The sequence below is a fragment of the Paenibacillus mesophilus genome (assembly GCF_005938385.1).
GTDB lineage: Bacteria > Bacillota > Bacilli > Paenibacillales > NBRC-103111 > Paenibacillus_AB > Paenibacillus_AB mesophilus.
This window is the reverse complement of sequence record NZ_VCRA01000005.1, coordinates 226,733-252,144: the sequence shown is the minus strand read 5'-3', so window position 1 is coordinate 252,144 and position 25,412 is coordinate 226,733. Positions and strand designations below refer to the sequence as shown.

29 protein-coding genes and 1 riboswitch are annotated in these 25,412 nt (G+C 52.1%); of the genes, 26 read left to right on the top strand and 3 right to left on the bottom strand.

Going from position 1 to position 25,412, the window contains the following annotated elements; all coding sequences use genetic code 11:
- Positions 1–57: 57 nt before the first annotated feature.
- The 11 genes from FE783_RS11060 (at position 58) to FE783_RS11010 (ending at position 10,102) form a co-directional block, all read left to right on the top strand.
- A complete protein-coding gene (locus tag FE783_RS11060; protein WP_138879409.1) occupies positions 58–1,347 on the top strand; it encodes an ATP-binding protein in 1,290 nt (429 codons plus the stop codon).
- Positions 1,328–2,230 (top strand): response regulator, encoded by a 903-nt coding sequence (locus FE783_RS11055; RefSeq protein ID WP_138879408.1) that lies wholly within the window; start codon positions 1,328–1,330, stop codon positions 2,228–2,230. The genes FE783_RS11060 and FE783_RS11055 overlap by 20 nt, the downstream gene beginning before the upstream one ends.
- A gap of 119 nt (positions 2,231–2,349) precedes the next feature.
- The gene (locus tag FE783_RS11050) at positions 2,350–3,366 is read left to right on the top strand and encodes a serine hydrolase domain-containing protein (RefSeq protein WP_138879407.1); all 1,017 of its coding nucleotides are present in this window, start codon (positions 2,350–2,352) and stop codon (positions 3,364–3,366) included.
- Between the two features lie 108 nt (positions 3,367–3,474).
- Entirely contained in the window at positions 3,475–4,617 is a 1,143-nt protein-coding gene (locus FE783_RS11045; protein WP_138879406.1) for a hypothetical protein, read from the top strand.
- Positions 4,618–4,647: 30 nt separating this feature from the next.
- Positions 4,648–5,568 carry a helix-turn-helix transcriptional regulator gene (locus FE783_RS11040; RefSeq protein ID WP_138879405.1) on the top strand — a complete coding sequence of 307 codons (921 nt, stop codon included), beginning with the start codon at positions 4,648–4,650 and terminating at the stop codon, positions 5,566–5,568.
- Positions 5,565–6,353 (top strand): carbon-nitrogen hydrolase family protein, encoded by a 789-nt coding sequence (locus FE783_RS11035; protein ID WP_138879404.1) that lies wholly within the window; start codon positions 5,565–5,567, stop codon positions 6,351–6,353. Before FE783_RS11040 ends, FE783_RS11035 begins: the two co-directional genes overlap by 4 nt.
- Positions 6,354–6,403: 50 nt before the next feature.
- Positions 6,404–7,294 carry an MBL fold metallo-hydrolase gene (locus tag FE783_RS11030; protein ID WP_138879403.1) on the top strand — a complete coding sequence of 297 codons (891 nt, stop codon included), beginning with the start codon at positions 6,404–6,406 and terminating at the stop codon, positions 7,292–7,294.
- Between the two features lie 25 nt (positions 7,295–7,319).
- Positions 7,320–7,643, top strand: coding sequence for a Dabb family protein (locus FE783_RS11025; RefSeq protein WP_138879402.1), 324 nt, complete (start codon positions 7,320–7,322; stop codon positions 7,641–7,643).
- A gap of 20 nt (positions 7,644–7,663) precedes the next feature.
- Entirely contained in the window at positions 7,664–8,125 is a 462-nt protein-coding gene (locus tag FE783_RS11020) for a GyrI-like domain-containing protein (protein WP_138879401.1), read from the top strand.
- Between the two features lie 155 nt (positions 8,126–8,280).
- Positions 8,281–9,027 carry a GNAT family N-acetyltransferase gene (locus tag FE783_RS11015; protein WP_158301735.1) on the top strand — a complete coding sequence of 249 codons (747 nt, stop codon included), beginning with the start codon at positions 8,281–8,283 and terminating at the stop codon, positions 9,025–9,027.
- Between the two features lie 34 nt (positions 9,028–9,061).
- Positions 9,062–10,102 carry a hypothetical protein gene (locus tag FE783_RS11010; protein ID WP_138879399.1) on the top strand — a complete coding sequence of 347 codons (1,041 nt, stop codon included), beginning with the start codon at positions 9,062–9,064 and terminating at the stop codon, positions 10,100–10,102.
- Here FE783_RS11010 and FE783_RS11005 read toward each other — a convergent pair whose 3' ends face one another.
- A complete protein-coding gene (locus FE783_RS11005; RefSeq protein WP_138879398.1) occupies positions 10,103–10,315 on the bottom strand; it encodes a hypothetical protein in 213 nt (70 codons plus the stop codon).
- Positions 10,316–10,430: 115 nt separating this feature from the next.
- Between FE783_RS11005 and FE783_RS11000 the strand changes: the two genes are divergently transcribed.
- Genes FE783_RS11000 through FE783_RS10985 form a run of 4 tightly spaced genes read left to right on the top strand, consistent with a single transcriptional unit; the run spans position 10,431 to position 14,673 of the window.
- Entirely contained in the window at positions 10,431–12,095 is a 1,665-nt protein-coding gene (locus tag FE783_RS11000; RefSeq protein ID WP_138879397.1) for an RNA polymerase sigma factor, read from the top strand.
- Between the two features lie 15 nt (positions 12,096–12,110).
- Positions 12,111–13,091 carry a hypothetical protein gene (locus tag FE783_RS10995; RefSeq protein WP_138879396.1) on the top strand — a complete coding sequence of 327 codons (981 nt, stop codon included), beginning with the start codon at positions 12,111–12,113 and terminating at the stop codon, positions 13,089–13,091.
- Positions 13,092–13,104: 13 nt separating this feature from the next.
- Positions 13,105–14,193 (top strand): cysteine peptidase family C39 domain-containing protein, encoded by a 1,089-nt coding sequence (locus tag FE783_RS10990; RefSeq protein ID WP_138879395.1) that lies wholly within the window; start codon positions 13,105–13,107, stop codon positions 14,191–14,193.
- 12 nt (positions 14,194–14,205) lie between these two features.
- A complete protein-coding gene (locus FE783_RS10985; RefSeq protein WP_158301734.1) occupies positions 14,206–14,673 on the top strand; it encodes a GyrI-like domain-containing protein in 468 nt (155 codons plus the stop codon).
- Between the two features lie 74 nt (positions 14,674–14,747).
- Here FE783_RS10985 and FE783_RS10980 read toward each other — a convergent pair whose 3' ends face one another.
- Complete coding sequence (locus FE783_RS10980; RefSeq protein WP_138879393.1) at positions 14,748–15,908, bottom strand: serine hydrolase domain-containing protein; 1,161 nt, start codon at positions 15,906–15,908, stop codon at positions 14,748–14,750.
- A gap of 175 nt (positions 15,909–16,083) precedes the next feature.
- Positions 16,084–16,235: riboswitch (cyclic di-AMP (ydaO/yuaA leader) on the top strand.
- 101 nt (positions 16,236–16,336) lie between these two features.
- On the opposite strand from FE783_RS10980, the gene FE783_RS37475 reads away from it, so the two are divergent.
- The 9 genes from FE783_RS37475 (at position 16,337) to FE783_RS10940 (ending at position 23,362) form a co-directional block, all read left to right on the top strand.
- Positions 16,337–16,504 carry a hypothetical protein gene (locus FE783_RS37475; RefSeq protein ID WP_158301733.1) on the top strand — a complete coding sequence of 56 codons (168 nt, stop codon included), beginning with the start codon at positions 16,337–16,339 and terminating at the stop codon, positions 16,502–16,504.
- A 346-nt stretch (positions 16,505–16,850) separates the two neighbouring features.
- Positions 16,851–17,408 (top strand): SLOG family protein, encoded by a 558-nt coding sequence (locus FE783_RS10975; RefSeq protein WP_138879392.1) that lies wholly within the window; start codon positions 16,851–16,853, stop codon positions 17,406–17,408.
- Between the two features lie 22 nt (positions 17,409–17,430).
- Positions 17,431–18,069 (top strand): TraX family protein, encoded by a 639-nt coding sequence (locus FE783_RS10970; protein WP_138879391.1) that lies wholly within the window; start codon positions 17,431–17,433, stop codon positions 18,067–18,069.
- Positions 18,070–18,269: 200 nt separating this feature from the next.
- Positions 18,270–19,253: a Gfo/Idh/MocA family protein gene (locus FE783_RS10965; RefSeq protein ID WP_138879390.1), complete on the top strand. Its 984-nt coding sequence runs from the start codon at positions 18,270–18,272 to the stop codon at positions 19,251–19,253.
- A 30-nt stretch (positions 19,254–19,283) separates the two neighbouring features.
- The gene (locus FE783_RS10960) at positions 19,284–20,156 is read left to right on the top strand and encodes a sugar phosphate isomerase/epimerase family protein (protein ID WP_202916170.1); all 873 of its coding nucleotides are present in this window, start codon (positions 19,284–19,286) and stop codon (positions 20,154–20,156) included.
- Between the two features lie 206 nt (positions 20,157–20,362).
- Positions 20,363–20,737 (top strand): DoxX family protein, encoded by a 375-nt coding sequence (locus FE783_RS10955; RefSeq protein ID WP_138879388.1) that lies wholly within the window; start codon positions 20,363–20,365, stop codon positions 20,735–20,737.
- Positions 20,738–20,834: 97 nt separating this feature from the next.
- A complete protein-coding gene (locus tag FE783_RS10950) occupies positions 20,835–21,464 on the top strand; it encodes a TVP38/TMEM64 family protein (RefSeq protein WP_138879387.1) in 630 nt (209 codons plus the stop codon).
- A gap of 130 nt (positions 21,465–21,594) precedes the next feature.
- Positions 21,595–22,206: a TetR/AcrR family transcriptional regulator gene (locus FE783_RS10945; protein ID WP_138879386.1), complete on the top strand. Its 612-nt coding sequence runs from the start codon at positions 21,595–21,597 to the stop codon at positions 22,204–22,206.
- Positions 22,199–23,362 carry an FAD-dependent monooxygenase gene (locus FE783_RS10940; RefSeq protein WP_138879385.1) on the top strand — a complete coding sequence of 388 codons (1,164 nt, stop codon included), beginning with the start codon at positions 22,199–22,201 and terminating at the stop codon, positions 23,360–23,362. Before FE783_RS10945 ends, FE783_RS10940 begins: the two co-directional genes overlap by 8 nt.
- 217 nt (positions 23,363–23,579) lie before the next feature.
- Here the strand turns inward: FE783_RS10940 and FE783_RS10935 are convergent, their stop codons facing one another.
- The gene (locus FE783_RS10935; protein WP_138879384.1) at positions 23,580–24,353 is read right to left on the bottom strand and encodes a sporulation protein; all 774 of its coding nucleotides are present in this window, start codon (positions 24,351–24,353) and stop codon (positions 23,580–23,582) included.
- Between the two features lie 186 nt (positions 24,354–24,539).
- Here FE783_RS10935 and FE783_RS10930 point away from each other — a divergent pair, with 186 nt between their 5' ends.
- Both FE783_RS10930 and FE783_RS37470 read left to right on the top strand, forming a co-directional pair.
- Entirely contained in the window at positions 24,540–25,046 is a 507-nt protein-coding gene (locus tag FE783_RS10930) for a tellurite resistance TerB family protein (RefSeq protein ID WP_138879383.1), read from the top strand.
- Positions 25,047–25,183: 137 nt separating this feature from the next.
- On the top strand, positions 25,184–25,360 hold the full coding sequence (locus tag FE783_RS37470; RefSeq protein ID WP_158301732.1) for a hypothetical protein: 177 nt from the start codon (positions 25,184–25,186) through the stop codon (positions 25,358–25,360).
- Positions 25,361–25,412 lie beyond the last annotated feature (52 nt).

The window sequence follows — 25,412 nt, the reverse complement described above, 5'->3', positions numbered from 1 at the left end:
AGACGTTGATCTCTTTTTCTTTCGCCGTATGTCCAGGGAGGTGTACTCAAAAACGCCATGTCGGATCGAATGCGTATATTGATTCTTATTCTAATCAGCACCGCACTGCTCGGAGAAGTGAAGCTGAATCCGTTTGGCGATTCGTTCCGGTTCTCGCTCGGCATCGTCGTTTACTTTTTCGGGCTGCTCTGGTTTTCCGTTCCCGTACTGTCGACCGGCTTGTTGACGGGCGCCTTCGTCGTTCTGTTCCGGATCGGCATGGATGCTATCGGCGGAGATGCGGATTTGGTATCGAGCTTCCTGCACCATATTCCGACATTCGGCTTCTATCTGGCATTCGCCGTGACCGTGAAGCTGCTCCGCATACGCAAGCAGGCCGAGTTTCCGATCCGTGTAGGCTTAATCGGGGCCGCGGCCGATACGATATCGAACTGCGCCGAATTGGTTTTTCGCATAATTATGCTCGAGTCGGCGCCGTTTACGTGGCAAGGGCTGCTTTTGATCGGCATGACCGGCCTGCTCCGCAGCTTCTTCGTCGTAGGGCTCTACAATATGTTGTCCATTCGTCAAGTACGCGAACAGGCGGAATGGCGGAAGTTAGAGCTGGAGAGGCTCCTGCTTTTGAACTCCAGCTTGTATGAGGAATCGTTTTATATGCGCAAATTAATGGCGCATGTCGAGAAGCTGACGAGGGAAAGCTACCGGCTGTATAAAAAGCTGATGGAGCAGCGGCTGCCCGAACACAGCGAAGCGCTGCATGTCGCGGAAAACGTGCATGAACTGAAAAAAGATTTGCAGCGGATCGTCACGGGGCTGTCGAAGCTGATGAAGCCGACGCAAGCCGGTGACCGTCTTGGCATCGGCGAATTATGCGGCTTGGCCGTCCAAGCGAACCGGAAATATGCGGAAGTCCACGGCAAGCAGATCGACTTTCGGCTTCATGCGGATATCCTGCTTTATACGAATCAAACGTATGCGCTGCTGTCAATTTTGAACAATTTATTGACAAACGCGGTGGAAGCGATTGCAGAGAAAGGGACGATAGAGGTGGAAGCTGAGCTTGCAGGGGACTTTCTGTCGATTCGGGTATGCGATAACGGTCCGGGTATTTCCGAGCTGGAGCGGGAATGGGTGTTCGAGCCGGGATATACGACCAAATTCAATCCGGAGGGCTACTTTTCTACGGGCATCGGCTTGACGCATGCGCTCGACATCGCCAAGGCATTGGGCGGATCGCTGACACTGAGTCCACATTCCCCGCACGGCGCAAGGTTCGAGCTGCAGGTCCCGGTTCAACAACTGCTGCGGGAAGGGGAGAATAGCGAGAATGAAGCTTTTTCTGATTGACGACGACGCCGCGGTACGCAAAATATTGGAGCGGATCATAGCGGACGGCAATCTGGGTGAAGTCGTAGGCGAGGCGGCGGACGGACTTCATGTTTCGGCCCGTCAGCTGGCCGGTGCGGATATCGTCCTCATCGATCTGCTCATGCCCGGTCGGGACGGGATCGAGACCATTAAGGCGCTGCGCAAGGAAGGGTATGGCGGCACGTTCGTCATGATTTCCCAGGTCGAGCATAAGGAGCTGGTTGGAGAGGCGTACCAGGAAGGAGTCGACACCTTTATCCGGAAGCCGATAAACCGGTACGAGGTTTTGTCCGTATTGCGGCGAGTCGCTCACCATCTGAATTTGGTCCGTTCGATCGATTCGATTCGGAGTTCGCTCAGCGCTTTAGGCGGTGATGCCGCACCGGTAGTTACGCAGCGGCAGCAGAGACCCGCTTTGGAGGAACGGGCGCGGACGCTGATGCTGCAGTTGGGTATTGCCGGAGAGGCCGGTGCGGGAGATTTGTTGAACATGGTCCGATGGCTCGAGGAAGAGGAGCAGCGGAACGGACCGTTTCGGGAGCTGCCGCCATTGAAAGAGCTGTACGTTCAAGTGCTGCGCAAGGAAAAAGAATCCGGTTCCGGACAGCATACGGATCGGGAGGTTCGCGCCTTGGAGCAGCGGATGCGCCGTATGGTGCTGCAGACGCTAACCCATTTGTCGTCGCTCGGGCTCACCGACTACGGAAATCCGATTTTCGAGCATTATGCTTCGCGGCTGTTCGAATTTCAAGAGGTGCGAACGCGGATGCGCGAGCTGGAGCTGGAAACGGAGGGCACGAGCAGCAAAGCGAGCGTCAAAAAGTTTCTTCAAGCGTTCTTTCTGGAATTGAAGCAGGGCTGAATCGAAAAAATAAACGATCGGCCGAGGGCATCTTCATCATCGATGCTCTTTTTTTGTAGGCAAAAATACGAACGTATGTGCTATAATATTCCAAAACGGCCTATGAAAAGGAGAGCAAGATGCTATCGTCTACCAGTTTGCACGCTCATGCATTTACCGAATTAAATGAACATGTATTTCGTACAAAGCGTCTTGTATCCGCTTCGGCAGCATCGATTCTCGTTATTCTGAACGGCCGGATCGTGAACGAATCGTATTGCGGCTATCATGACCATCCAGAAGACAGCAGGCCAATAGACGCGGAGTCCCGGTTCAACGTAGCTTCGATACGTAAAACTTATTTGGGCTTAGCGGTAAGCCTAGCTCTTTACGAAGGAAAAATAAAAAGTATTAACGATTATATTGTCGAGTATTTGGATGGTCTGGATCCGGCTGTATTCGGCAGCACAACGATACGGCATCTGTTAACGCATACACACGGCTTGCAAGGCTCGCACCAAAGAATATTTGCTCCGGGCACGAATTGGAAATACAATAACGCCGGCGTGAATCTTCTAATCAAGCTCATTCATAACGTGTTCGGCCAACCCCTCTCCCATGTTTTGGAGGATCAAGTTTTGAACCCGTACGGATTCAAGGAAACAGGCTGGGAGAAACAAAAGACCGAGAAGCTTGTTTGGCTGAACGAGAGCTACCCCGGAGATCAAGGCGGTGAAGCGAATCTCTTCGTCAGTACGCGGGAATTGGCTTACTGGGGGTACTTGCACATGAAGAAAGGCCGTATCCGGGAGCGGCAAGCGCTGCCTGCATCGATTTTCGAGCAAGCCGTGTCCATAGCGACTCCGGCCGGTCTTGACGACAGCTTGCCCAGGAACGGATTTTTCTGGTGGGTGCAGGATCGGCCGCGGCCTGCGTCGGAGATGGGAAGCCGATTGCCGGTAGGTTCCTTCCAATCACTGGGGCTATACGGAAATGCGGTGGTCGTTATTCCCGAATACGATGCTGTTGCCGTAAGAATGTTAAATCAAACCGGACCGAATCCGCCGGGCTTCGATTATTTGCAGGATATTCAAAGCTTCGGAAACGCGGTTTGTTCCGCGATAATAAAGTACAGGTCCATGGAACTAGGGACCTAAAGGAAAATCGTGACAGTTTGTCGAATCCGTATAGCATGACACTTTATGTCAGGGTGCGCCCCTTATACTCGCTTTAGAACGTATACCAATTGCGAAGGGGAAATGAGCATGTCTGTCAAACGATTGGATGGAATTTCTTACAGCCGTAAACATTGGATTACGCAGCTCGACTGCTTGTACGAATGCGGCGCCTATCTGGGCGTACAGATGAGCAGGGAATGGCTGTATGGCGGAACGGGATTCGCGTTCCTGATCAATATGGAGGACAGAGGCGAGCCCGGAGGATTTCAGTCGTTCGATACGGGAATGATCCGGAATTTGGCGAACAACCTGGGCATTACCGTGGAAGGCGTGACCGCCCTGCAGTCGGACGGCGACTTTGCCGATAAACAACGGGCCGCTTGGGAAAATACGAGACATGCAATCGATAGCGGTTATCCGTGCTACGGGTATAGTCTCGGAATTCCGGAATATTATATCGTGGACGGTTATGACGACGAAGGGTATTTCTTCCAAGGAATCGGCACGGATAACTGGGAGCTGCAGGTCAGTCCGGCGGCGGCCAGGCAGCTGGAGCAGGGCGTTGCGAACGATGAGGTGCGATTGCTGGCCGAGCGACTTGGTGTCGAGTTATCGCCTAATGTGACTGTACATACGAATGGCGGGCCATTCGAGATATTGGACGATCGCGGCAATTCGATTACGGTTGCGGGGAAAGCCCACTTACGGTGGGACCGGCTCGCTACGACGCATATCGGCTTGCTGGAGATGTTCTGGGTCGAGCCCGGCGTGCGATCGGATGACAAGGACACGGTGAGGGAGGGGCTTCGATACGCGCTGGAGTTCTCGAACAGCCCCCGCAAGCGGGTGTTCGACGGGTATAAAGCGGGGCTTGACGCATACGACAACTTCATCCGTACGTTCCTCCATACCGAAACAGACGGCTTCGGTTTATCGATCAACGCCGAGGCTTGGGCCGAATGCCGGTCGATGGCCGGACCGTTTCTGCGAGAGGCGGCGGACCGGATTGGAGGCGCTCAAGCAATATCTTTAAGACATGCGGGAGCGGTGTATGATCGAATCCATGAGCATCTCAGGTGTGTAAGGGAGCTGTACCCGTTCCATGGACGGAAGCCGGAATATATGAAGGACGCGAATCGCATCTCGAAGGCGGTCAAGCATCTGGAGCAGGCCAAGGAGCTGGAGCGCAGCGGTCTTCGGGAGCTGGAGAGGATCGCCGATTCTTTGTAAACGTAATGCAGAAGATGGGAGGTTCAAGGTATGAGCAATACGCATCGCATCGCTTGGATCGACGCGCAAATTCGCGGCGGACGTTATCCGAACGCCGTCACGATTGCCGATAAGTTCTCGATCTCGCCGCGGCAGGCGTCGCGCGACCTTGAATATTTGCGGGATACGATGTGTGCGCCGCTTGCTTACAGTTATCAGCGCAAAGGCTATTATTACGAAGGCAGGTCGTTCGTCGTGGCGAATCTCGTCATGACGGAGGAGCAGCGGAAGACAATAGCTTATTTGGCCGAGCAGTACAAACGGATGGAGAACGAGCATGCCACCCACTTGGCAAGGTTGTTCAGCCGGCTCGTCGGAGACGCGGAAGAGGAGGAGCCGACTGCGGCGATTCCGATTTTCCCGGTGGAGCGGTCGTTGCTCTCTCGATTCGATGTGCTGAGCGATGCGATCAGGGAACGCCGTAAAGTCAGGATCCGTTACGGAGCAAAATGCGACGACGCGGTCGAGGCTTTGCTGTCGCCCTATAAAATCTACGTATACCGCAAGGATAATTACGTTGCCGGCTATTGCGAGCCCGATAAAGAGATTCGGCTGTTCCGGCTCGCCGAGCTATGGGATGCGTCACCGACCGATCACAGGTACGACCTGGCTCCGCTGCTCGGAAAGGCGGAAATTGTCCCGTACTTGACGGACGAGGCGGACATAGCGGTCGTCCGCTTTCATGCAACGCCATACGGCAAATGGCTCGGCTTGCGGGCGGAGGAGATCGTACCCGGCACGTACCGGATACATTATCTGGACAAAGACCAGTTGTTGGCCAAGCTGTTCGCCTGCCCGTCGGGATTCGAGATCGTCTCGCCCCGGTGGCTCGGCAATCTTGCGGCCAATCGACTGAGACGGATGGTCGGAAGGGTTGGAAGCTTCTCAAGCGAAAGGAATGAGCGAACATGATCAAGATAGGACTTGCATCCGTCAAACACCAGGACACGGTGCCGAAAGGATTGCGAAAAATCGAGGAAATGTTGGTCCGATGCCGGGCGGACAACGTGGATATCGTATGTTTTCCCGAAGCTTATTTGCCGGGGCTGAGAGGCACGGATGTGCAGCTTCCCCCTCCCGACCGGAACATGATGGAGCGAGCGCTGGCTGAATTGCAGAGCCTTTGCAAACGCTATTCAACCATGGCCATCGTCGGCATGGAGGCGGTAACGGATGCAGGCCTTCATAACAGGGCGTACGTGATTTCCGAGACCGGAGAGGTGCTGGGGTATCAGACCAAAAATCAAATTCCTCCCGGCGGCGAGTCCGAGCATTATGTTCCGGATGGAAGCCGGATGATGTTTGCGGTTAAAGGCGTTCCTTTCGGCATATCGATATGTCATGAAGGCTGGCGGTATCCCGAGACGGTCCGATGGGCGGCGGTAAGAGGAGCGCAGATCGTATTCCAGCCGCAATGGACAGGCAGACACAGCGGGCGCGACCGATTGATGGAATGGGGAACTTCTTTTTTCGAGAAAGCGATGATTTGCCGCGCCGGGGAAAACAACGTTTATTTTGCAAGCGTTAACGTTACGATGGATTATCAAACCTCGGCAACCTCGCTGATCGATCCACAGGGCAAACTATTGCAATATTTGCCGTACGGAACCGAAGGGCTGCTCACGTACGAGATAGATCCATCCAAGGCAACTAGGCTGTTTGCCGCACGATTTGATCCATCTCAATTGCCCGAGTAGCATCTTGCAACGTTTCGCGATATCTCCAACAGGGCGGAGAGGGTGATTCAATGGGCAGAGTCGAGCAATTTAATAGTAAAATCGCTGCCATTACGGTCAGTCAACCCATGAATGGGGACGTACATGTATATGTGATCAGAAAAGAAAAAGTGACGTTGATCGATTGCGGTCATCCTTCCCCCGAATCACTAGATGAGCTATTCTCGGGTCTAGATCAACTCGGTCTTAAACCGGAGAACATCGACCAAATCTTGCTGACGCATCGTCATATCGATCATGTCGGAGCGCTCGTGTGCGAGCGAGCTTATTTTGGCCATGCGAACGTAGTTGCCTCTTACGGGTCCTTGGAACCGATCGTTCATCTCGACGAATTGGACCGTATGAAACGGCATATTCCCGAACAACATGTCGCGGAAGTGATAGACGAAGCGTTTCTGCAGGCGTATCGAACCTACTATTCGTATTATAGGCCTCTTCGGATCGACCGGATGGTCCGGGAGGGAGACCGGATTGACATTGGAGATGGTCAGCATCTTCTGGTCTTGGAAACTCCGGGTCATAGCCGCGACCATATTTCTCTGCTGCATGCCGAGTCGGGTACGCTATTCGGAGGGGATATTCTGCTTCATAATGGACCTCCGCTCATCCAATGTCTGGATTCATATAGGAAAAGCATGGAGAAAATAAATAGCAGCGGCGCGGATGTAGTGCTCCCGGGTCATGGGAAAGAAATACATAATGTAAACGAAACGGTTGCGCAAACAACCGATAGATTGACCGCGACGGATCAAAAAATAATAGAGGCATGGAATCGCAATGTGCGGACGCCTTATGAGTTGGCTTTGGAAATTACCGGAGGAAGGGTGCACCGGGGGCTTCGTTTTTTTATCGGGGTCGTCCTGACTCACCTGGATGAACTGAAACGGAATCATCAAATTTGAATACCGACAGGAGGAATACGCATTTATGTACGAACATCTCGTTTCCTTTAAATTCAATGAATCCTACAGTCCCGATCATGAGAAAATGCTGTTAGACAAGCTGCTGTCCTTCAAGGAGCGCATTCCGGGTATCGTCGAGCTGACGGCCGGCGTCAACGTAACCGAAGAAACCGGGAACATGCACGGCTATTCGCTGGGGCTACGCGTTACGTTCCAAGACAAAGATGCTCTGCGTCAATATGGTCCGCATCCGGTCCATCAAGAGTTCGTCCGCATGCTGGATGGAATATTGGACAACGTCATAGTTATCGATTATCCCGTAGCGGGTCCGGGATCGGCAGGAAAGTAAAGACGAGAGGGGCAGCAAATATGAAAACGGCTGAACTTGGAGAAATGAAGCTGGTCGGTTTGCGTGTCGTTTGTCCCGGCGACCGGTACGTGTTTGAAATTCCGAAGGCGATTCGGGTGTTGAAGGAACGGCTATACGAGATAAAGCAGACCGTTAATCCGATCCGATTGATCGGGGCATTCATACCGGGGGATTACACCAAGGAAGAAGACGGGTATTGGGCGTGCGTTGAGGTAAACGACTATGTCGACATACCCGAAGGGATGACGATGCTAACGGTGCCCGCACAGCAATATGCGGTTATTCGGCATATAGGCCCGAACACGGAGATTAGACGTACATACGATAAGCTTCATGCATGGATGGAGGAGAACGGATTGCAAAGACTGCTGCGATCTTGGAATTTGGAGATTTCGGAGCAGTGGGGTCATGCGGATGCCGATCAATTGGAATTGCATTTATACGATACGATTAAGATTTAGGCGAGTGAGCCCTATTCCTATAGGATCCACAAGGCCCGTTCGGGCCTCTTGGCGTTGAGACGCTTGAAAGTCGGAATCATCTTCGGTAAATCTATTGAATTAATATTCATAAGTATGTATATTAATACCATTCTACTTATGCGAGGATGGTCGAGATGTACAAACATATCGAAGAAATCACATTGAATACGTGGCCTGCCCTGGAAACCGTCCTTCTTAAAGGCTGGATCATCCGGTCTGCCGACGGCTATACGAAGAGAGCGAACTCCGTAAGCCCGCTATACGGTGCGGAAATGTCAAACCAAGAGTCCGTCGAGGAACTCATCCGGATTTGTGATAATTACTATAGCGGCAATGGGCTCAACTCGGTTTTTAAAATGACCCCCTATACGGTTCCGGCCAACTTGGACAGCATTTTGGATGCTCTAGGGTACCGAGTAATCGATGAATCCAGCGTCAGACTGCTTCATCTGGATCAACTGCCCGAGCCAAGCCTAATAGCAGCACGGCAAGATTCCATAACTGACGAATGGCTCGGTACCGTGGCACAGCTGAACAATTTGACTGTCAAGCAAATCGACGTTACAAGAAAAATGCTGCAACGCTCAACGTTGCAGCAAGGCTTTTTTACGCTTTATCAAGAGGATAGTCCGGTTGCCTGCGGGTTAGGCGTCATTCAGAATGAATATGTCGGCTTGTATGATATCGTTACCGACATGAACCATAGGAGAAACGGCTTCGGGATGCAGCTGTTGTTGAACATCCTGCAATGGGGGATATCGGCTGGAGCGAAATACTCGTTCTTGCAAGTGGTTCAGCAAAACGATGCGGCAATCGGGCTGTATACGAAGCTGGGGTATCGAGAGCTATACAAATATTGGTATCGCATGAAGCCGGAATGATCTTTATTGTTTAAGACCGAAAAGGAGGGCCTGTATGAAAGAGCTCGGCAAGCGTTCCTTGCAGACCGATCCGAAGCGGGATGCCATCCGCCGTAGTGGCCGTGACGGAGAAATGGGCCGGCCGACAGCACTAACGAATTTGCTGCAGCTTCATCGAACTGTCGGTAATCGTGCGGTCGGCCGCTTGTTGCAGCATACGCTGCAGCGTACGTCCGACGATAAAGCCCAATCGTCCGCCGCATCGAGTGCGGAGCCCGGTTATTTCCTTATACCGGAGTGTAAGTCAATCGAAACGGCCAGAGACATCTTCTCCCGTATCTCGCTCGGTGACAGCGGCGCCCTTCAATTCGTCAGTCAGCAAGCATACACGTCTTTTAAAGACAATCAGCAATTGATGGAATGGGGACTCGCCGGGAAGGGTGAGCAATTTATTCTCATTCCGGGTAACAATGGTTCGGTGAACTGGGAAGGGATAGACGATAAATACGATCCGATTGCCCATTCACATCCGAAACAAGATCCGAAGGAAACGAAATATGGAATTCAGGAGAGCCAATGGGTGAGTCAATTTAAGGAAGGCAGACCAATCTCGAAGGATATGACATTAGAGCAGTGGCACCACTCCTATCCGACCCAATCCGATATTCTATATCCCGGCTCGATACAAGCTGAGTCTCACCGGGTATTCACACCATGGCAAGTGAAACAGGATGGCGAAACGGACGGGTATACCGCTTTCCATAACCAGGAAGTCAAACCGGAAGATCAGCTTGTCTTCGAAATTGTCAAACCGCGAAATACCGGATATTCGAGAATCAAGAGCATAAATGGTCGCGAGCAAAGGCCATCTCCTCTTTACATCTGCGATATGAGAATATTGCAAGGCTCCAAGGAACTGTTCGTACTGCAAAACGTGAAAGCGAATGTACTGGAAGAGAAGTATCAGCCTGTAATTGGTGAAACTTTTCCCAATCCTGAAAAAGAAGTGCCTGCCGTAGTGGAGCAGGAACAGCAAAAGGACGATGTTCAAGAAGAGGGAGACCCATTTGCCGACTTTTCGTCCTTTCATTCCTAATCACTCAGGCAATATGGTAATTACAAATGCAATGCGGAACATGGCCGCGTCCATCCCGGTATTTCTTTTCGCTCTTGCCTGGGCTTCCAGAAGATCGAAGTATTTGAAGTAAATTTCCGCTTCGTCCAAGCTGGCTGTGGAATAAGGCGCTTCTTCGATGTAGAAGCTTCCGTCCTCCAGCTTAAGGACGTGTCCGTTTCTTTTTTTGGACATACCCTTCACCTCCATCTACTACTATAACCGATTTGGATAAATATTTTTTTGATTTTCTCGTTTCTGCCTCCAAAAATTCATAGGCACATGCATCTATACAATAGGGAGGGAGAAGATGGAGTATGAAATAACGGACGGCGACTTGATCGAGCGGGCTCGCGGCGGCGACCGGGACGCATTCGGGGAGCTTGTGCGGAGACATCGGACTAAAGCGTTCGATTGGGCGAAGAGCGTCGCGCGGGACCCGCATTTGGCGGAGGACATCGTCCAGGAAGCGCTGCTGCGAGCCTTTATGCATTTGGGCTCACTCGCCGATATGAGCCGATTTTTGCCATGGCTTCACCGGATCGTGCGCAATGAAGCTCTAATGAAGCTGCGTAAAGGCGAGCATTCCGGAAAGGAGCGAACGTTTACCGGCTTGATCGCCGCTGATCGGGAAGGGGAGCGTATCGACTGGTCCGATCTGGACAGCATCATGTTATACATGTGCAGCACCAAGGATCAGACACGGACTGGAGATGACGATCCATCCGTACGGTTGGCCCGGAAAGAATTTCTCGAGACGATACGTCAGCTTCTGCATGGACTGACTTCGAGGGAGAGGGCCGTATTCGAGGCGCACTTTTTCAATCAGCTGTCGCCTGCGGAAATCGCCCGATTGTACCGCACTTCGACCGATAATGTATATCAGTCGCTTGCTCGCGGCCGACAAAAGGTACGGGAGGAACGTATCCGTGTGCGTCTGAGGGACTATATCCGGGAACGAAGTGATACGGGCGCGCTGGAGAAGGCCGTTATTGCATTGAAAAAAGGGCCTCGATCCGGGGAGTGGAAGCGATGCAAGACTTCTTTCGCAGGGGCGGTATGCGCCGTTCTGCCATACGCGGGAGCGAGCGGTTATACGCTAACCGATGTCATGGGGCTTACGGGACAGGCGTTTCGACTGACTGTTGAGGAAGAGTGCGTCGATGCGACCGGCCCAACGATGTATTTCTGGGAGCCTCACTTTCATAGAGCCTTGCTGAACTTGGGACTGGATAGCGAACATTCCGGAGATGGTGGCGTTCCACCAAGTCCGTTCATGCTGGGTAAAGGAATTGCGCTTATTCGAAAATCCATTATGCGCGGAGTGCCGGTTATCTCATGGGACTTGTTCACGCCGGAATTCGGAATTGTTTACGGTTACGACGATACCGAGCAGCTGCTGTATGCCGTGGACTCAAGGGCTAAGAAGGTTATCGCCTACGATCAATTCGGTCGAGGGCTGTCGGGCGGACTGTTCGTGCTTGCCGTATCCGGCCGTAAGCCGATTCCTTATTGGGAAGCGGTGCGAAACGCTCTGGACATGGCTGTCCGGCATGCTAATGGCGAGCTGACATTTGTCGGATACGTGTGCGGGTTGGCCGCCTATGAAAGCTGGATAGACGCTTTCCGCAGAGGCAACGTCCAGCCGCTCGGTAACGCCTATACCGCGCAGTCTGCTGCAGAAGCGAGAGAGCACGCAGCGTCGTTCATTCGCGGATTGGAGTCCAAGCTATCCGATGCCGGCCGCGACGAAGCCGCGAAGCTCGCAGCCGAAGCAGCCCTGCAGTACGAACGCGTCGCTGCATCGCTTGTGGAATTAAGCATGCTGTTCCCGTTCCCCGAAGGCGGTTCGCCGAACGACCCGGATCTGCGGAAGGCGGCTGTCGGACTGCTGAAGCAGGCCTATGCCGCGGAGGAAAGAGGCGTTCAGTTGTTGGGGCGATTAAGCCGTTGTCTAAGCTTTCTCACTTCTTGACGGGAGGTTTATGGATTGGACGTGAAAACAACAAACCTAGTAGAAGGTTACATTTATAACGGCGGAAGAAGCAATCTCGCCAACATAAACACTTACAGTGCGTGTTTCAAATATTGGGCTAAACCGTACGGCTACACGCCATGGCTGTATGGAGCGATCGCCATCCCGTTTCTGTTCAGGGTCGTCGAGAACGTAAATACTCCCCCTCCCATGTACGAGCTGCCTCACAGCCGAATCGTACAATTGTTGAACAACCTGGGCGTACGAATGGAAGGGATATGTGAAATTGCCGAGGGCGAGACATTAGACCGGCTGCGCAAGGAAGCTTGGGACGCGGCGAAACGTGCTATCGATTCCGGATATCCGTGTTTCGGGCGAGGATTTGACTTCCATCATGGCGAGACTAGCGTTGTTCAAGGCTACGATGAAGCTGCCGAGGTGTACATCATCAGCTGCTGGCAGGGGACGAAGACGATTCCATGGCAGTCTCTGGGTGAACGAGACGGGCTGATCGACCTACATTGGATGAAACCTGACGGCGAGGAAGAAGACGACCTTCGGACATTGCGGGATGCGCTTAGTCTCGCTGTCGGGTTCGCGGACGGCAAGCATACGGGACCCGGGACGAAGGTCGGCTCCGACGCCTACGATCATTGGGTTCATGAGCTGCGTAAAGGGACAGTGGACGGTTGGTTTTTCGCCTATAACACCCACGAATGGGATACGTGCCGCACGTACGGCTACAAGTTTTTGGTCGAAGCGAAGGAACGTCTCGGTACCGCCGCACCGCGTGCATTGGACGAAGCGATCGAGCGATTCGGCTCCGTACGCGCCGCCATCAATCAAGTGTACCGATTGTTCCCGTGGGAGCAGCCGCGCGGATGGATCGAAGACAGCGAACGCCGGTTAGAGGCGGCGCGGCTGCTCGAACAAGCCAAGCAATACGACGCGGCGGCGATAGAAGCATTCCGCAACATTATCGAGACGATTCAATAAGGAGGCTACGCCGATGAAGAAAGCAAACCTGGAGCGGCTTCGCTTCTCGGGATTTCACAGGTCGCATATCGGGGCGATCCGATCCTGTCTCGACTATTACAACATTTCGTGTTCTGCCGCTTGGGTATACGGAATGACCGGTAGTGCTTTTCTGTCGATCATCGACGAGAAATGTTCCGCCCCGAATATCGGAGAACCCGAAGAAGCCATGTTTCAGCTGGCGAGACATCTGGGCGTGGAGATCAACGGGTTTCATACGTTTGCAGAGGACCGGCAATCGTTCAGCCGCTTGCAAGCCGAAGCATGGGACGCTGCACGTTCCGCACTCGATCAAGGACAGCCCGTATTTGCCAAGGAGCTGGATTTGGGCAATGAGACGTCCGTCGTTTACGGCTATGATGATGAAGGTTATTATACCCACTCCTGGCACGGCGGCCACGGGCATGAAGGATATGACGAAGTAATCCCGTGGACCCAGCTTGGACGTAATTACTGCCCGTGCCGGGCCTGTAAAGAAAGACTCCGGTCTGGCGAATGGCCGAGCGAGAGCGTATATATCGGCAATTTGGACGAGGGAGGGTTTATATCTCTGCATTGGGCGGCTCCGGCTGCGCAATCCGACGATAGGACCGCGTTGAAAGCTGCGCTTCAATTGGCGATCGATCGAAATAGGCCGGCTACATTCAATTGGGGCGGGCGCAAGTTCTACAGCGGACTATTGGTGTTCGACAAGTGGATCGAAGCGGTTCGGAGCAATAAGATTCAAGGATTCTATATGGGGTACTACGCCGATCTTTTCCATGAGGGCAGACGTTACGCGCATCTATTTCTTCAGGAAGCGAGCGGGCGGTTCGGCGGCGATTTAGGCGAACAGTTGAGCCATACGGCCGACCATTATCGACTCATACGGGAAGCTTTTCAGAAGCTGAACGAACTGTTTCCATGGGATCAGCCGAGATCGCCTATCGAAGACCCCGACCGCCGCAGCGAAGCGGTACAGCTGCTGACCGGGATCAGAAGCCTTGAAGCGGAAGCATACCGGAAACTGGAAAAGCTTGAGGCTGCGCTTCGGGCGGGTTCGCCCAGCAAACTGCCTACTTGAAAGGTGATGAACATGTCCTGCGAGCTGATCAACAAATCATTCGGAATGGCTGGCATCGAGAAGCGCTGTCTGTTCAAGGAATATCCCGCTGCGATGGCGGAAGCCAGAACGACACTGAATGAGCGAATATCCGAACTGCCGCATGCAGGTGAAACCGAGCTGATCCTGTATGAGATGACGGAAGAGAGCGTTCATCCGGATCGGAAAGAGCGGTTTTACATTGGACGGATGACGGAGCGGGTCGATGCTTTGCCCACCGGGTTCGTTTTCACGGATGTTCCGGACCAATGGTTTGTATCGACGGTATATAGAGGGCCGATCCGCGACATCTGGAAAGGATATAACCAAATACGCGATTTCATTCACGCTAACTCGATCGCGGAAAATAAAACATCGTATGTCATCGAGCTATACGATAGCCGGTTTGACCCCGATTCGGATGAGAGCGAAATGGAATTATACATGCCGGTAATGAAATGATGCGGAGCAAGTCCGAAAGAGGAAAAGAAGGAGGCCGTCAGCGGCTCCCCTCCAGGGTAATAGATAAGTTCGAATCAATATTCGATCGAGGCAATAACCGCATTGTTAAACAAGTTCATGCAGGGGAACCAGACGTCGTATCCGTCATTTCTTTTGCTCTCGATAGAGAAGATGATTTGGACAGTCTCATAGTGCGGGTCGATCGTAATGTTGACTCCGCCGGCCCCGCCGCAAACTACTGCTTTGGGCGAGAATAAATCTCCGCTGTCTCTCTTCGTATTATTGACAGGCCAGCAATAGCCATAGGACGCGTCCCGGAAAAATTGGGCGCCGTAAGTAGAAGAGACGTGCGGCGCCTGGTCGCGTAACATTTCCGTAACCGAGGCGAGGCTTAAGATCCGTTCCTCACCGTATTTGCCTTTGTTCAGAAACATTTGCCCGAACCGGGCGATATCCATGGCGGTGGAATAAGCACCGCCTGCCGCGGATGGTGACGACATCGCCTCCTGTGTATGAAACCATCGACCGTACGGCAAATCCTCGGCTCTCCGAATAACACGTTGCTGCTCGGACTCCGGCACGACAAAGTATGTATCGTTCATTTCCAGCGGCTTGAAAATATGCTCCATACAAAACTGTTCGAGTGTTCTCCCGCTAAGCCTGCGAATGATCTCGCCGAGAAGCTCGATACCGTAACCGCAATAAGACATTTCCGTACCCGGCGGCTTCCAGAGGGGAGTATCGTACCCCAGATAAAGTCTCCGGTGCAAACCGGGGTGCTGATTCGGCTCCGGAGGCGGAATTTCGACATGTCCTTCCTTTTTCTTGGAATGCTCGTTCACATCCGAATTCCTCAGACCGGACGTATGCGTCATCAGATGATGAACCTTCACCTCATGCTTGCCTTCGCCGGTAAACTCGGGAATATAATAAGACACCGGAAAGCTTAAACATAACAAGCCTTGTTCGACCAAGATCATGGCGGCCGTAGCCGTTATCGGTTTCGTAATCGACGCCAGCGGGAAAAGAGTATCCGCCGCAAGCGACGGAGCATCGGGTTCGGGTGAGACGGTTCCGTAATATTTTTGGCTCACTATCGTTCCTTTGCGGGCCGCTACGATCCCGAATGCTTGCGATACTTTGCGATCGGCCCACCCTTCGACAAGCTTTTCCATCCGTTCAATGCGCTGCGAAGACATTCCGACTTCTTCCGGCGCTCCTTCTCTTAGCTTCATACGTCAACTCCTTAACGGGTAGTAATTAATGGTAACATACCCATGCCGGAAATCAATGGAAGAATCGACTAATAGTTATATTGTCCGATAAGTTACTGCCGTAGAAATGTCGTTATTTGTACGATCGGTACTTTACATAATGTTCATTTGGAGGTATAATTAAGTCCAACCTAATATTCTTTTATCGCTGAGTTTTCTCATTATGAGAAAAGCGGGGGAACCAAGTACTATGGGGTGAATCGATGCACATACAGTTGTGTATCGTAGGGCGATTTCTCACCGTCCGAATCCGTCAGCTAACCTCGTAAGCGGATGTGGGGAGGATAGCTTTGTTTACTTACACAAGGTCTAGCCTTGTGTTATTTTGCATTTTAAGTAAATAAACTTTTCCGTCTCTGCATGTTTTAATCTGAGAGGAGGATTTGTTTATGGCACCGAAGGAAAAATTGTTCAGGCTTTTCGACAAGTTGAATGAGAACGATAAGAAGAAAGCGTACGAGTTTATGCAATCATTGGTACACCGCAGCGGAGGAACAAGCAAGCCTCAAGAAGTATCCACGCTGTACGGTAAAGATTACTTCGTCGTATCCGATTGATTTATGCTGGAGGCTGCGGCTCCCTACTTACGTGGGGCCAGCTACTATCACACCGAAATCCGCCGACCCGGCGGATTTTTTGTATATAGAGTTTATTAGTTCCGGGGTCCCCGCAAAGGAATTGGAATAAGCTTCGAAGAAAGGCTCCACTTTGTGGGGTTATTTTTTTGTGCTTAAAGGCCCGAATTCCTTATGGGACAACGGAAGTGCAAGATTGTTGCATGCTTTTAGATTTGTTACTATTGCCGGAAAGGTGTTTCTTTTTATACAACAGGAGGAGTCCGCGTATCCGTATGGTATAATAAATCATTGAGACAAGAAAGCAGAAGCAGGGAGTTGTCGGAAGATGAAAAATCTTCTTGTCACAGGCTATCGCGCCCATGAGCTGCAAATTTTCGATGAAAAGCATAAAGGGATCGGCTATATCAAGAAGGCGATTGCCGGCAGGCTGGTTCCATTGATCGAAGAAGGCTTGGAGTGGGTTCTCACTCCCGGGCAATACGGTGTGGATTTATGGGCGTGCGACGTCGTCATCGGTTTGAAGAAGCAGTACCCACACTTGAAGCTGTCGATTATTACAGCATATAAAAATCCGGAGGAAAAGTGGAAGGACGAGAAGAAAAACTTTTATCACGACATCTTGCGCGGTGTCGATTATTACGGTGCGGTAAGCAACCAGGAATATAGCGGCGTATGGCAGCTTACGGCCAGGGACGATCTGTTGTTAAGAAAAACGGACGGCATTCTGCTGTTGTATGATGAAGATGCGGCTGAAGGAAGTCCGAGATTTTATAAGGAAAAGGCGTTGAAGAAGCAGCTCAAGGACGGATACCGGTATATGAGCATCAGCTCGGAGGATATTCAAAGTATAGCAAACGAAGAAATATACAATTCATTCGAATAACCGGGCGAAGGAAGGAGAAGCCATGTACATCGTCGCCATGCTGACCATGCTCGTCGACCATATCGGAATCGTCTTCTTTCCCGATCAGGAAGGCTGGCGGATCGTAGGAAGAATCGCGATGCCGATCTATGCCTATTGTCTTGTGCAGGGCTTCCGTTATACGCGCAGCAAAACGAATTATTTGCGACGCTTGGTGCTGCTCGCACTCATCTCCGAAGTTCCCTACGTCATCGCCTTGAAAATGGTCAATATCAATATCATCGGCACGTTCGTAATTTGTATGCTCGTATTAATCGGAATGGAGCGGTTTCGCGGCAAAGCGGCCGCAATCGGGCTCGTGACGGCGGGCTCCGTCGTTCTGGAGGTCATTCCGTTTGATTACGGCGCATATGCGCTGCTGCTCGTACTCGCTTATAAATGGCTGGATACGCGGCATCTTGTTGCCGCACATTTGCTGCTTAATCTGGCTTTCATATTGGCAACCGGCGGAGTACTGCAAATGTACAGCATCATCTCGACGATATTCCTGGTGTACCGCCCTTCGATATACGGATGGCTGGACAAGGTCGAAATCAGGCGATGGGTGTGGCGAAGCTTCTATCCCGCCCATCTGGTCGTGCTGGCTGCGGCACAGCTGCTGTTTGTCCTTAATAAATCATAGTCAATAAGCCCCGAGGGAACGAACGGATGTCTCTCGGGGCTTATTGCCGTTTCCGGCGATGAGCCGAGGGGTATCGTTCTATCGCGCCCTAAGCGACTTCTGCACAATTTTTCCCCGATTATTGTTCAATACTTCTAAACTCCGGGTCCTTATACTTGGGGTGAGCAAAGCAAATCCACAAGTTCCAAGGGGTGCAGGTTATGAGTACAATTCATATCGGGATGATCGGTACGGGCAATATCGCCCATACCCATATCAACAGACTGAGAAACGCCGCAAATGTACGGATCGTCGCACTTTCCGATCCGAGCGAAGCGAGCCGGCAAGCACTGCGGCTTAAGTTCGGTTTGGACCAAGCCGCCGAATTCGCAGATCATGCGGAGATGCTGAAACTTAGCGAACTGGATGCGGTTATCATCTGCTCGCCGCATACGCTCCATTATCGCCATGTCTCGGAGGCGTTGTCGGCCGGGAAGCATGTACTGGTAGAGAAACCGCTTACATGCACGTCGGAAGAGGCGGAGCTGCTGATCGCACAGGCGGACCGGGCGGGAAAAGTGCTGCAAGTATCGTTTCAACGGCATTTCCTCCCGCACTTCATGTACATTCATGATGCTATTGCCGCAGGTACGATCGGCAAGCTTACCTCCGTCACCGCTACGTTATATCAAGACTGGAAAGATGCGCAGCAAGGAACTTGGCGACAAAATCCGCAACTATCCGGCGGCGGTATGCTGATGGATTCCGGCAGTCACATTATCGATGTACTGCTGTGGACGACGGGCTTGACGCCGGAAGCGGTGACAACTCAATTGCAATGCCACGATTCGCCTGTAGAGATCGATACATTTACGACGATCCGTTTCGCCGGAGGAGCGGTCGGCAGCTTGAACATTGCAGGGAAAGCGCCGTCGAAGCTGTTGTTCGAAACATATGCTTTCCTCGGGGAGAAGGGCGGTATTTTTTACGATAACGGCAAAATCGTCTTGCGCTTGAACGGCGAGGCTCCCGTAGAACCGGAACTGCCTAAGGCGGTGACCGATCCGGACCGGAGCTTCGTGGCCGCCATTCGGGGCGAGGGAGAAAATCCGGTGCCCGGACAATATGCGCTGAAAGTGCTGCAGCTCACCGAGCAAATCTATGACGCGGCGGGATATTCGCCCTTAACGTATGTAAACGCATAGATCGAGTGCGAGAAGGAGTAACTCATATCCATGAAAATGACTAATAAAATCGGAGTTATCGTCGACAGCTTTCGTGTCGGCGTTCGTCAGGGGCTTGCGAAAGCGAAGGAAGTAGGGGCGGAAGGAGTACAAATCTACGCCCGCAACGAAATGGATCCGAGTGCCCTCTCTACACAGGCACGCAGCGAGCTGAAAGATTACATCGCGTCGCTGGGACTGGAAATATCCGCATTGTGCGGCGATTTGGGACGATTCGGATTGGAAGACACATCGGCGGCTTCGGAAAGAGTCGACAAAGCCAAGCGGATTATGGAGCTGGCCAAAGAGCTCGGAACCGATATTGTCACGATGCATATCGGCGTCATTCCGTACGATCCCGAGAGCGAGAGCTACGCGGCCATGCAAGGCGCATGCTTGGAGCTGTGCCGATTTGCGGAGAGCATGGATGCCAATTATGCGATCGAGACGGGACCGACGACGGCGTATCACTTAAAGAGCTTCCTCGATACGCTCGGTGGCAAAGGTGTCGCCGTCAACTACGATCCGGCCAATATGGTCATGGTCACCGGCGATGATCCGGTCCGGGGCGTGTATACGTTGAAAGATTATATCGTGCATACCCATGCGAAGGACGGGATGCGGTTCTTCGCGGTCGATCCGCGGGAAGTATACGGTTCGTTCGATTTCGTGTCCGGAGACAACGGAAAGGCTCGGGATTTGGTCCGATCGAGGAAAGTTTACTTGGAAACGCCTCTCGGCGAAGGTCACGTCGATTTCGACAGCTATTTCCAAGCACTGATGGATATCCAATATACCGGATATTTGACGATCGAACGGGAAGCGGGCGACCAACCGGAAGCGAACATACGCGAAGCGGTGGAGTTTATTAAAGGCTACCGGTAACATTCATAGCAAATTGAAAGAGGATCGCTCTCGTCAGTAGGGCGATCCTTTGCCATGTCGGAGCTGCAAAAAATTAGCTTGCATTATCTTGTTCACGATTTTATAATGTGCCTGTAGTCATTGCAGTTAAGAGCTGCAGTTATATTTCGGTAAATACTGTGCTTGTAATGAGCTCAGTAAATTCGAGAACTAAGGAGATGCGTGTGATGCAAGCATTATCGATTTTTTTGCAAATTTTGCTCGCCTTGATGTTTCTAATGGCGGGGAGCGGCAAGCTGGCTGGGTCCAAAATGCACGTCGAAATGTTTAAGCAATGGGGGCTGCCGCAATGGTTCCGGTCTGTAACGGGACTGGTCGAGCTGATCGGAGCCGCGGCCATGATTATCGGCATATGGGAACCAAGCTGGGCGGCGGCAGGTGCGTTATGGCTCGGGATTACATCGTTTGTCGGCATTCTCGTGCATGTTCGCGTCAAAGACACGTTCAAGCAAACCTTTATGATCCTTCTGCTGTTTATCATTTCGGCCGTGCTGTTCTTTATCCGATATGAACAGTTTGCGAACTTTCCCGGTTTCGCTTAACGGCTATTGACGTATGCTCTTGTCACGATTAGGCTCATCCGGTACTATGGAGAGAATGAGTTACTACGCCATGGACGGAATCGGGTGAGAGCTGCACATGGGGATCGCGGATATGATCTCGTCAATAACGGAACAACAACTGCTGGAGTGGCTGGAACGATTCCGATCATACGGACCGCTGCCCGGCATTCTGCTTACTTTCCTCAAATCGTTCGTTCCGCCGCTGCCGACCCTCCTCATCGTCGGGGTGAATGCGGCCGTATACGGTCTATGGTTGGGCTTTCTGTACTCCTGGATCGGTATGGTGAGCGGCTGCGTCTTGACGTTTATGCTGGTCCGCAAAATAGCGGGGCATCCGTATTTGGAACGATGGGCTCGCAAACCGAAGGTACGCAAAGGGATGCAGTGGGTACGCCGGAACGCGTTCAGCTACGTGTTCCTGTTGAGCTTGTTTCCGGTGGGGCCGTTTGTCGTAATCAACATTGCGGCAGGTCTTGCGGGTATGCGGCTGCGTTCTTTCGCTCTTGCCGTTGGCGCCGGTAAGGCGATCATGATATTCGTCGTGTCCTACATCGGCCACGATGTTTCCCGATATATCGAGAATCCGCTGAATATTCTCTATGTCGTCCTGTTTATCGCAGTATCCCTGATCTTCAGCCGAAAGATCGAAGCGCGGTTTGCCAAGGATTCCTCCAAGCCGGACGAGGAACTGACCAATGGAATGTAACTACAGAGCTTTTCTGCGAATTTCAATGCAGGAGGCTCTTTTTTGTTCAACGAATCTCCTTCTTGACTTAAGTAAAAGAGTACCGTACAGTCAAACTAACGACCGGTAGTTAGTCAGGGGGTGTCATGCATTGTCTTATGACAAGATCAAGCAAGCAGCGATGAAGCATTTTGCACGCAGCGGCTATGAAGGAGCATCGTTGGCGGACATTGCCTCAGAGGTCGGGATTAAGAAGCCGTCTCTGTATAACCATTTCGCGGGCAAGGAACAGTTGTTCCTCTCCGTACTGGGCGATATTAGCGAAGATTATAAGAGATTTCTCTTATCCAAATTGACGCAGATGGAGCACTTGTCTCCGGAACGGCAGCTGTTCGGCATGTATCGGGCTTACATCGAGTATTTTACTTTCGACTCCGTTCGAACCGATTTTTGGAAAAGAGTAATGCTGTTTCCACCCGCCTCGCTTACCGACAAAATCGTGCAGCTTGTCGGCGAGGTGGAGCAGCTGATAGCTCCCAGGCTTGCAGCATTGTTCCGGGATGGCATAAGCCGAAGTACGATCCGGGAGAATGATCCGAATGAGCTGGTCACCTTTTTTTATTCGTTGGTGAACGGATACATGATGGGCTTAATGATGACCGGACCGCATGATTTTACGAACAAGCTGGATCGGATATGGACGATGTTCTGGCAAGGGATCGGCAGCGGACGATGGGAGACGGAGGGGAACCGGGATGGCTAAACGGAAGTTCATCGTCATCGGAGGCGGCATCGCCGGCTTATGTACGGCAATTGCGCTTCGAAACAAAGGATTTGAAGCGGAAGTGTACGAGAGCGCCGTTCAACTGAAGGAAGCCGGGGCGGGTCTCGGAGTCGGGGCGAATGCGCTGAAAGCGATGCAGCGGCTCGGCATGGGCGACAAGCTGATGGAGAGGGGCAAGGTGCTTAAGGCGGCGCGTATTGTGAACGAAAAAGGAGAACTGATAGCCAAGACGGACTCGGTCAAAGTCAGCAGCTTGTTCGGTACCGATAATATTACGATTCATCGGGCCGATCTACTCCATGTTCTTGCGAAATCGTTGCCGGACAGCTGCATTCAGACGAATAAGAAATGTGTGGGCATTAGTCGGCAGCCTGACGGGGGAGTTCGTGTCAGCTTCCAGGACGGAACGACGGCCTCCGGCGATGGGTTGATTGCCGCTGACGGCATACGCTCCTCCATCCGGCAGCAGTTGATTCCCGCAGCCGCGCCGAGATACGCCGGGTATACGTGCTGGCGGTCTGTCGTAACGGGGGTTCCGGCGGGCTATGAAGCCGGCGCATTTACGGAAACGTGGGGAAGCAAAGGGCGTTTCGGCATAGTGCCCTTGAAAGATGACCGCATTTATTGGTTTGCATGTGTGAATGCCGCTTCGCCACGCGATCCGAAGCTTGCCGGCTTTCGCACGCAAGAGCTAATCGAACATTTCTCGGGGTATCATGCGACGATTAGGGAGCTTCTTGAGAAGACGGATGACGGCGCTCTGCTCCATAACGATATTTATGACCTTAAGCCGATTCGGCGATTTGCTTTCGGTTCCGTTGTATTAATCGGGGACGCCGCCCACGCGACGACGCCGAACCTGGGTCAGGGGGCCGGGCAGGCGATGGAGGATGCCGTGTTTGTTGCGGAGTGTCTGGAGCGCTATTCGTCCGTGGAGGAAGCTTTTGCCCGGTTCGAGCAGCTGAGGCTGCCCCGTACGCGCAAAATTGTGAATACGTCATGGACACTCGGGAAAGTCGCCCAGCTCGAGTCGAAGCTTCTATGCAGTTTAAGAAACGGGCTGTTCCGAGCGATTCCGGCCAAGGTGAACGAAAGGCAATTGCGGTTCCTGCTCGATGTTCGGTTCGATATTTAGCGATAAATGAAAAAAGCACTGTCATTTCGACAATGGCTTCTCTTCGTCTTCCCGCTTATCTTTGGCTTTCTCTTCAACCGGATGATCGGGTTCATCAAACGGAATTCGGTCCTCTTCATAATACATCGGCTTGCGCACCTCCTTGTACTGAACTGTTATCAGTATAAGGCGCATTCGTTAAGCCGGTGTTAAGCCGATGTGGATCAAATGTTAAAATTCAACCTTTCATATGAGGTTGAATCGAATCCGCCAACCGAGCGGCCAATCGCTCGGGATCGCCCGTATCTGCACTCGTTAACGTGACCTTGATGCACCGTTCGTCCAAATCGAACGCTTCTTCGAACAGACCGATCAGCCCGCTCGCCCTACGGTCGATCTCGATATAGAAGTCGACCTTCTCCCGGCTTTCCGCTAAGTAATACACTTCGATCTCGTCCAGCAGGGAGCGGAGCCTCGGCTTGAACTCGAATTCCTGCACGAACGGAAACTCCGGCCGTATATGCGGTACACGGAGCAACGACACTTCCTTGAGACGGAAACCGAGCAGGCTGACCGCATCGAAAAAAGCGCCGACAATCGGATGCGGCAATATTTGCACATAGTCCCGGTCTTTCCGGTTCGGCGCCATCTCCACGTCCGCCTCGCTTTCCAACCAAACTTTCGACGAGCCAGCAGAAATCGGGGCAGAGTAGGGGATCCGGAAACGGAACGGTACCGTCCGTTCTTTCCCGGGCAGTAACGTCAAGTTCGTATCCAGCCTATAGCGGTAAATGATGCCGCTCTCTCGGACGATTTGTTTATGCTGTTCGCACATAAAGTCGGCAATGAGATGAAGCTGAATACTGTTGATTTGCTTGGAGCCGTGATCGCTTCTCAGTACGACGGCGCCCGTTAGCTCGTCTCCGACCCGAACGGCAGTCGCGTCCAGCATGGTGTTGATATGTATGCCGGCGGCGCCGGTTCTTTCCATCATCCGTATATAGATCGACATCGTCCCGCTCCTCTCTCGATATTGTAATCGTAACGAAGATGAGCTGGCGTTTCAACACATGATTAGGAAAATGCAAAAAATATCGGAAATTGATGGAACCATGTCCGTTCTTGTCCGTACATATGGATGTGCGTAATCCCGGATAGGAGAGGCGCAATCATACATTTTGTCGGGAGGTTTTACGGTATGGGATTGTTTGATATATTCAAGGGTGACAAGAGCACGGAAGGCATGACACCGCACTTCGCGTTCGCGACTTCGCTGCTGTACATGATGCAATCGGATGGAGAAATGGACCACGAGGAAGTAGGACAACTGCTCGCCGTACTTGGCGGAGAGGAACAAAACGGCGTTATCGGCGTAGGCGCGAACAATCGCCAGCTGCTGGACCGTGCCGTGAAGTACATACGGAACAATCCGATCGAGAAGTTTTTGAAAGAAGCCGCTCCGATTCTGACCGACGCCCAGAAAATGTGCATCCTGGTCAACCTGGTCGATTCCTCGCTCGCCGACGGTCAGCCCGAGCAAGAAGAGCAGCAGCTGTTCGCCAAGTTTTTGGACGGATTCGGCATTTCGGAAGAGCGGTTCACTCCATTCTTTGAAGTGATCGTGCTGAAAAACGACCGTTCCGTGTTTTTGAACCAAAATCATCCGAAAAACCAACCGGGGTACGAAGTATCGCTCCACGTTTAAAACATAAGCAATGGCTCAAGGGCTGCCTGTACGCGTGAATAGTGCGCTGCGGGCCGGCCTTTTTTTCTGCCGCTTTACAACATTTCGCCGCTTGCGTTATAGTTGGAACTGATAGTTTCACGAACGGAGGTGTATGGATGATGTCCGATAATAAAAAATCTTTAGCGGAAGCGATCAAGCAAAAACTCGCCCAGAAGAAAGAAGCGCAATCGGCTGCCAATAAGCAGCAAAAGCATGCGCCAAGCCAGAACCAGCAAATGAAAAGCCAAATTCATAAAGTGCAAAACAATCAAAAAAGACGGACAGGCGTATAATAGCTATACATGGCCCGTCCTTCGGAAGTGCGCCGCAAGAGAAGAAAGCCGA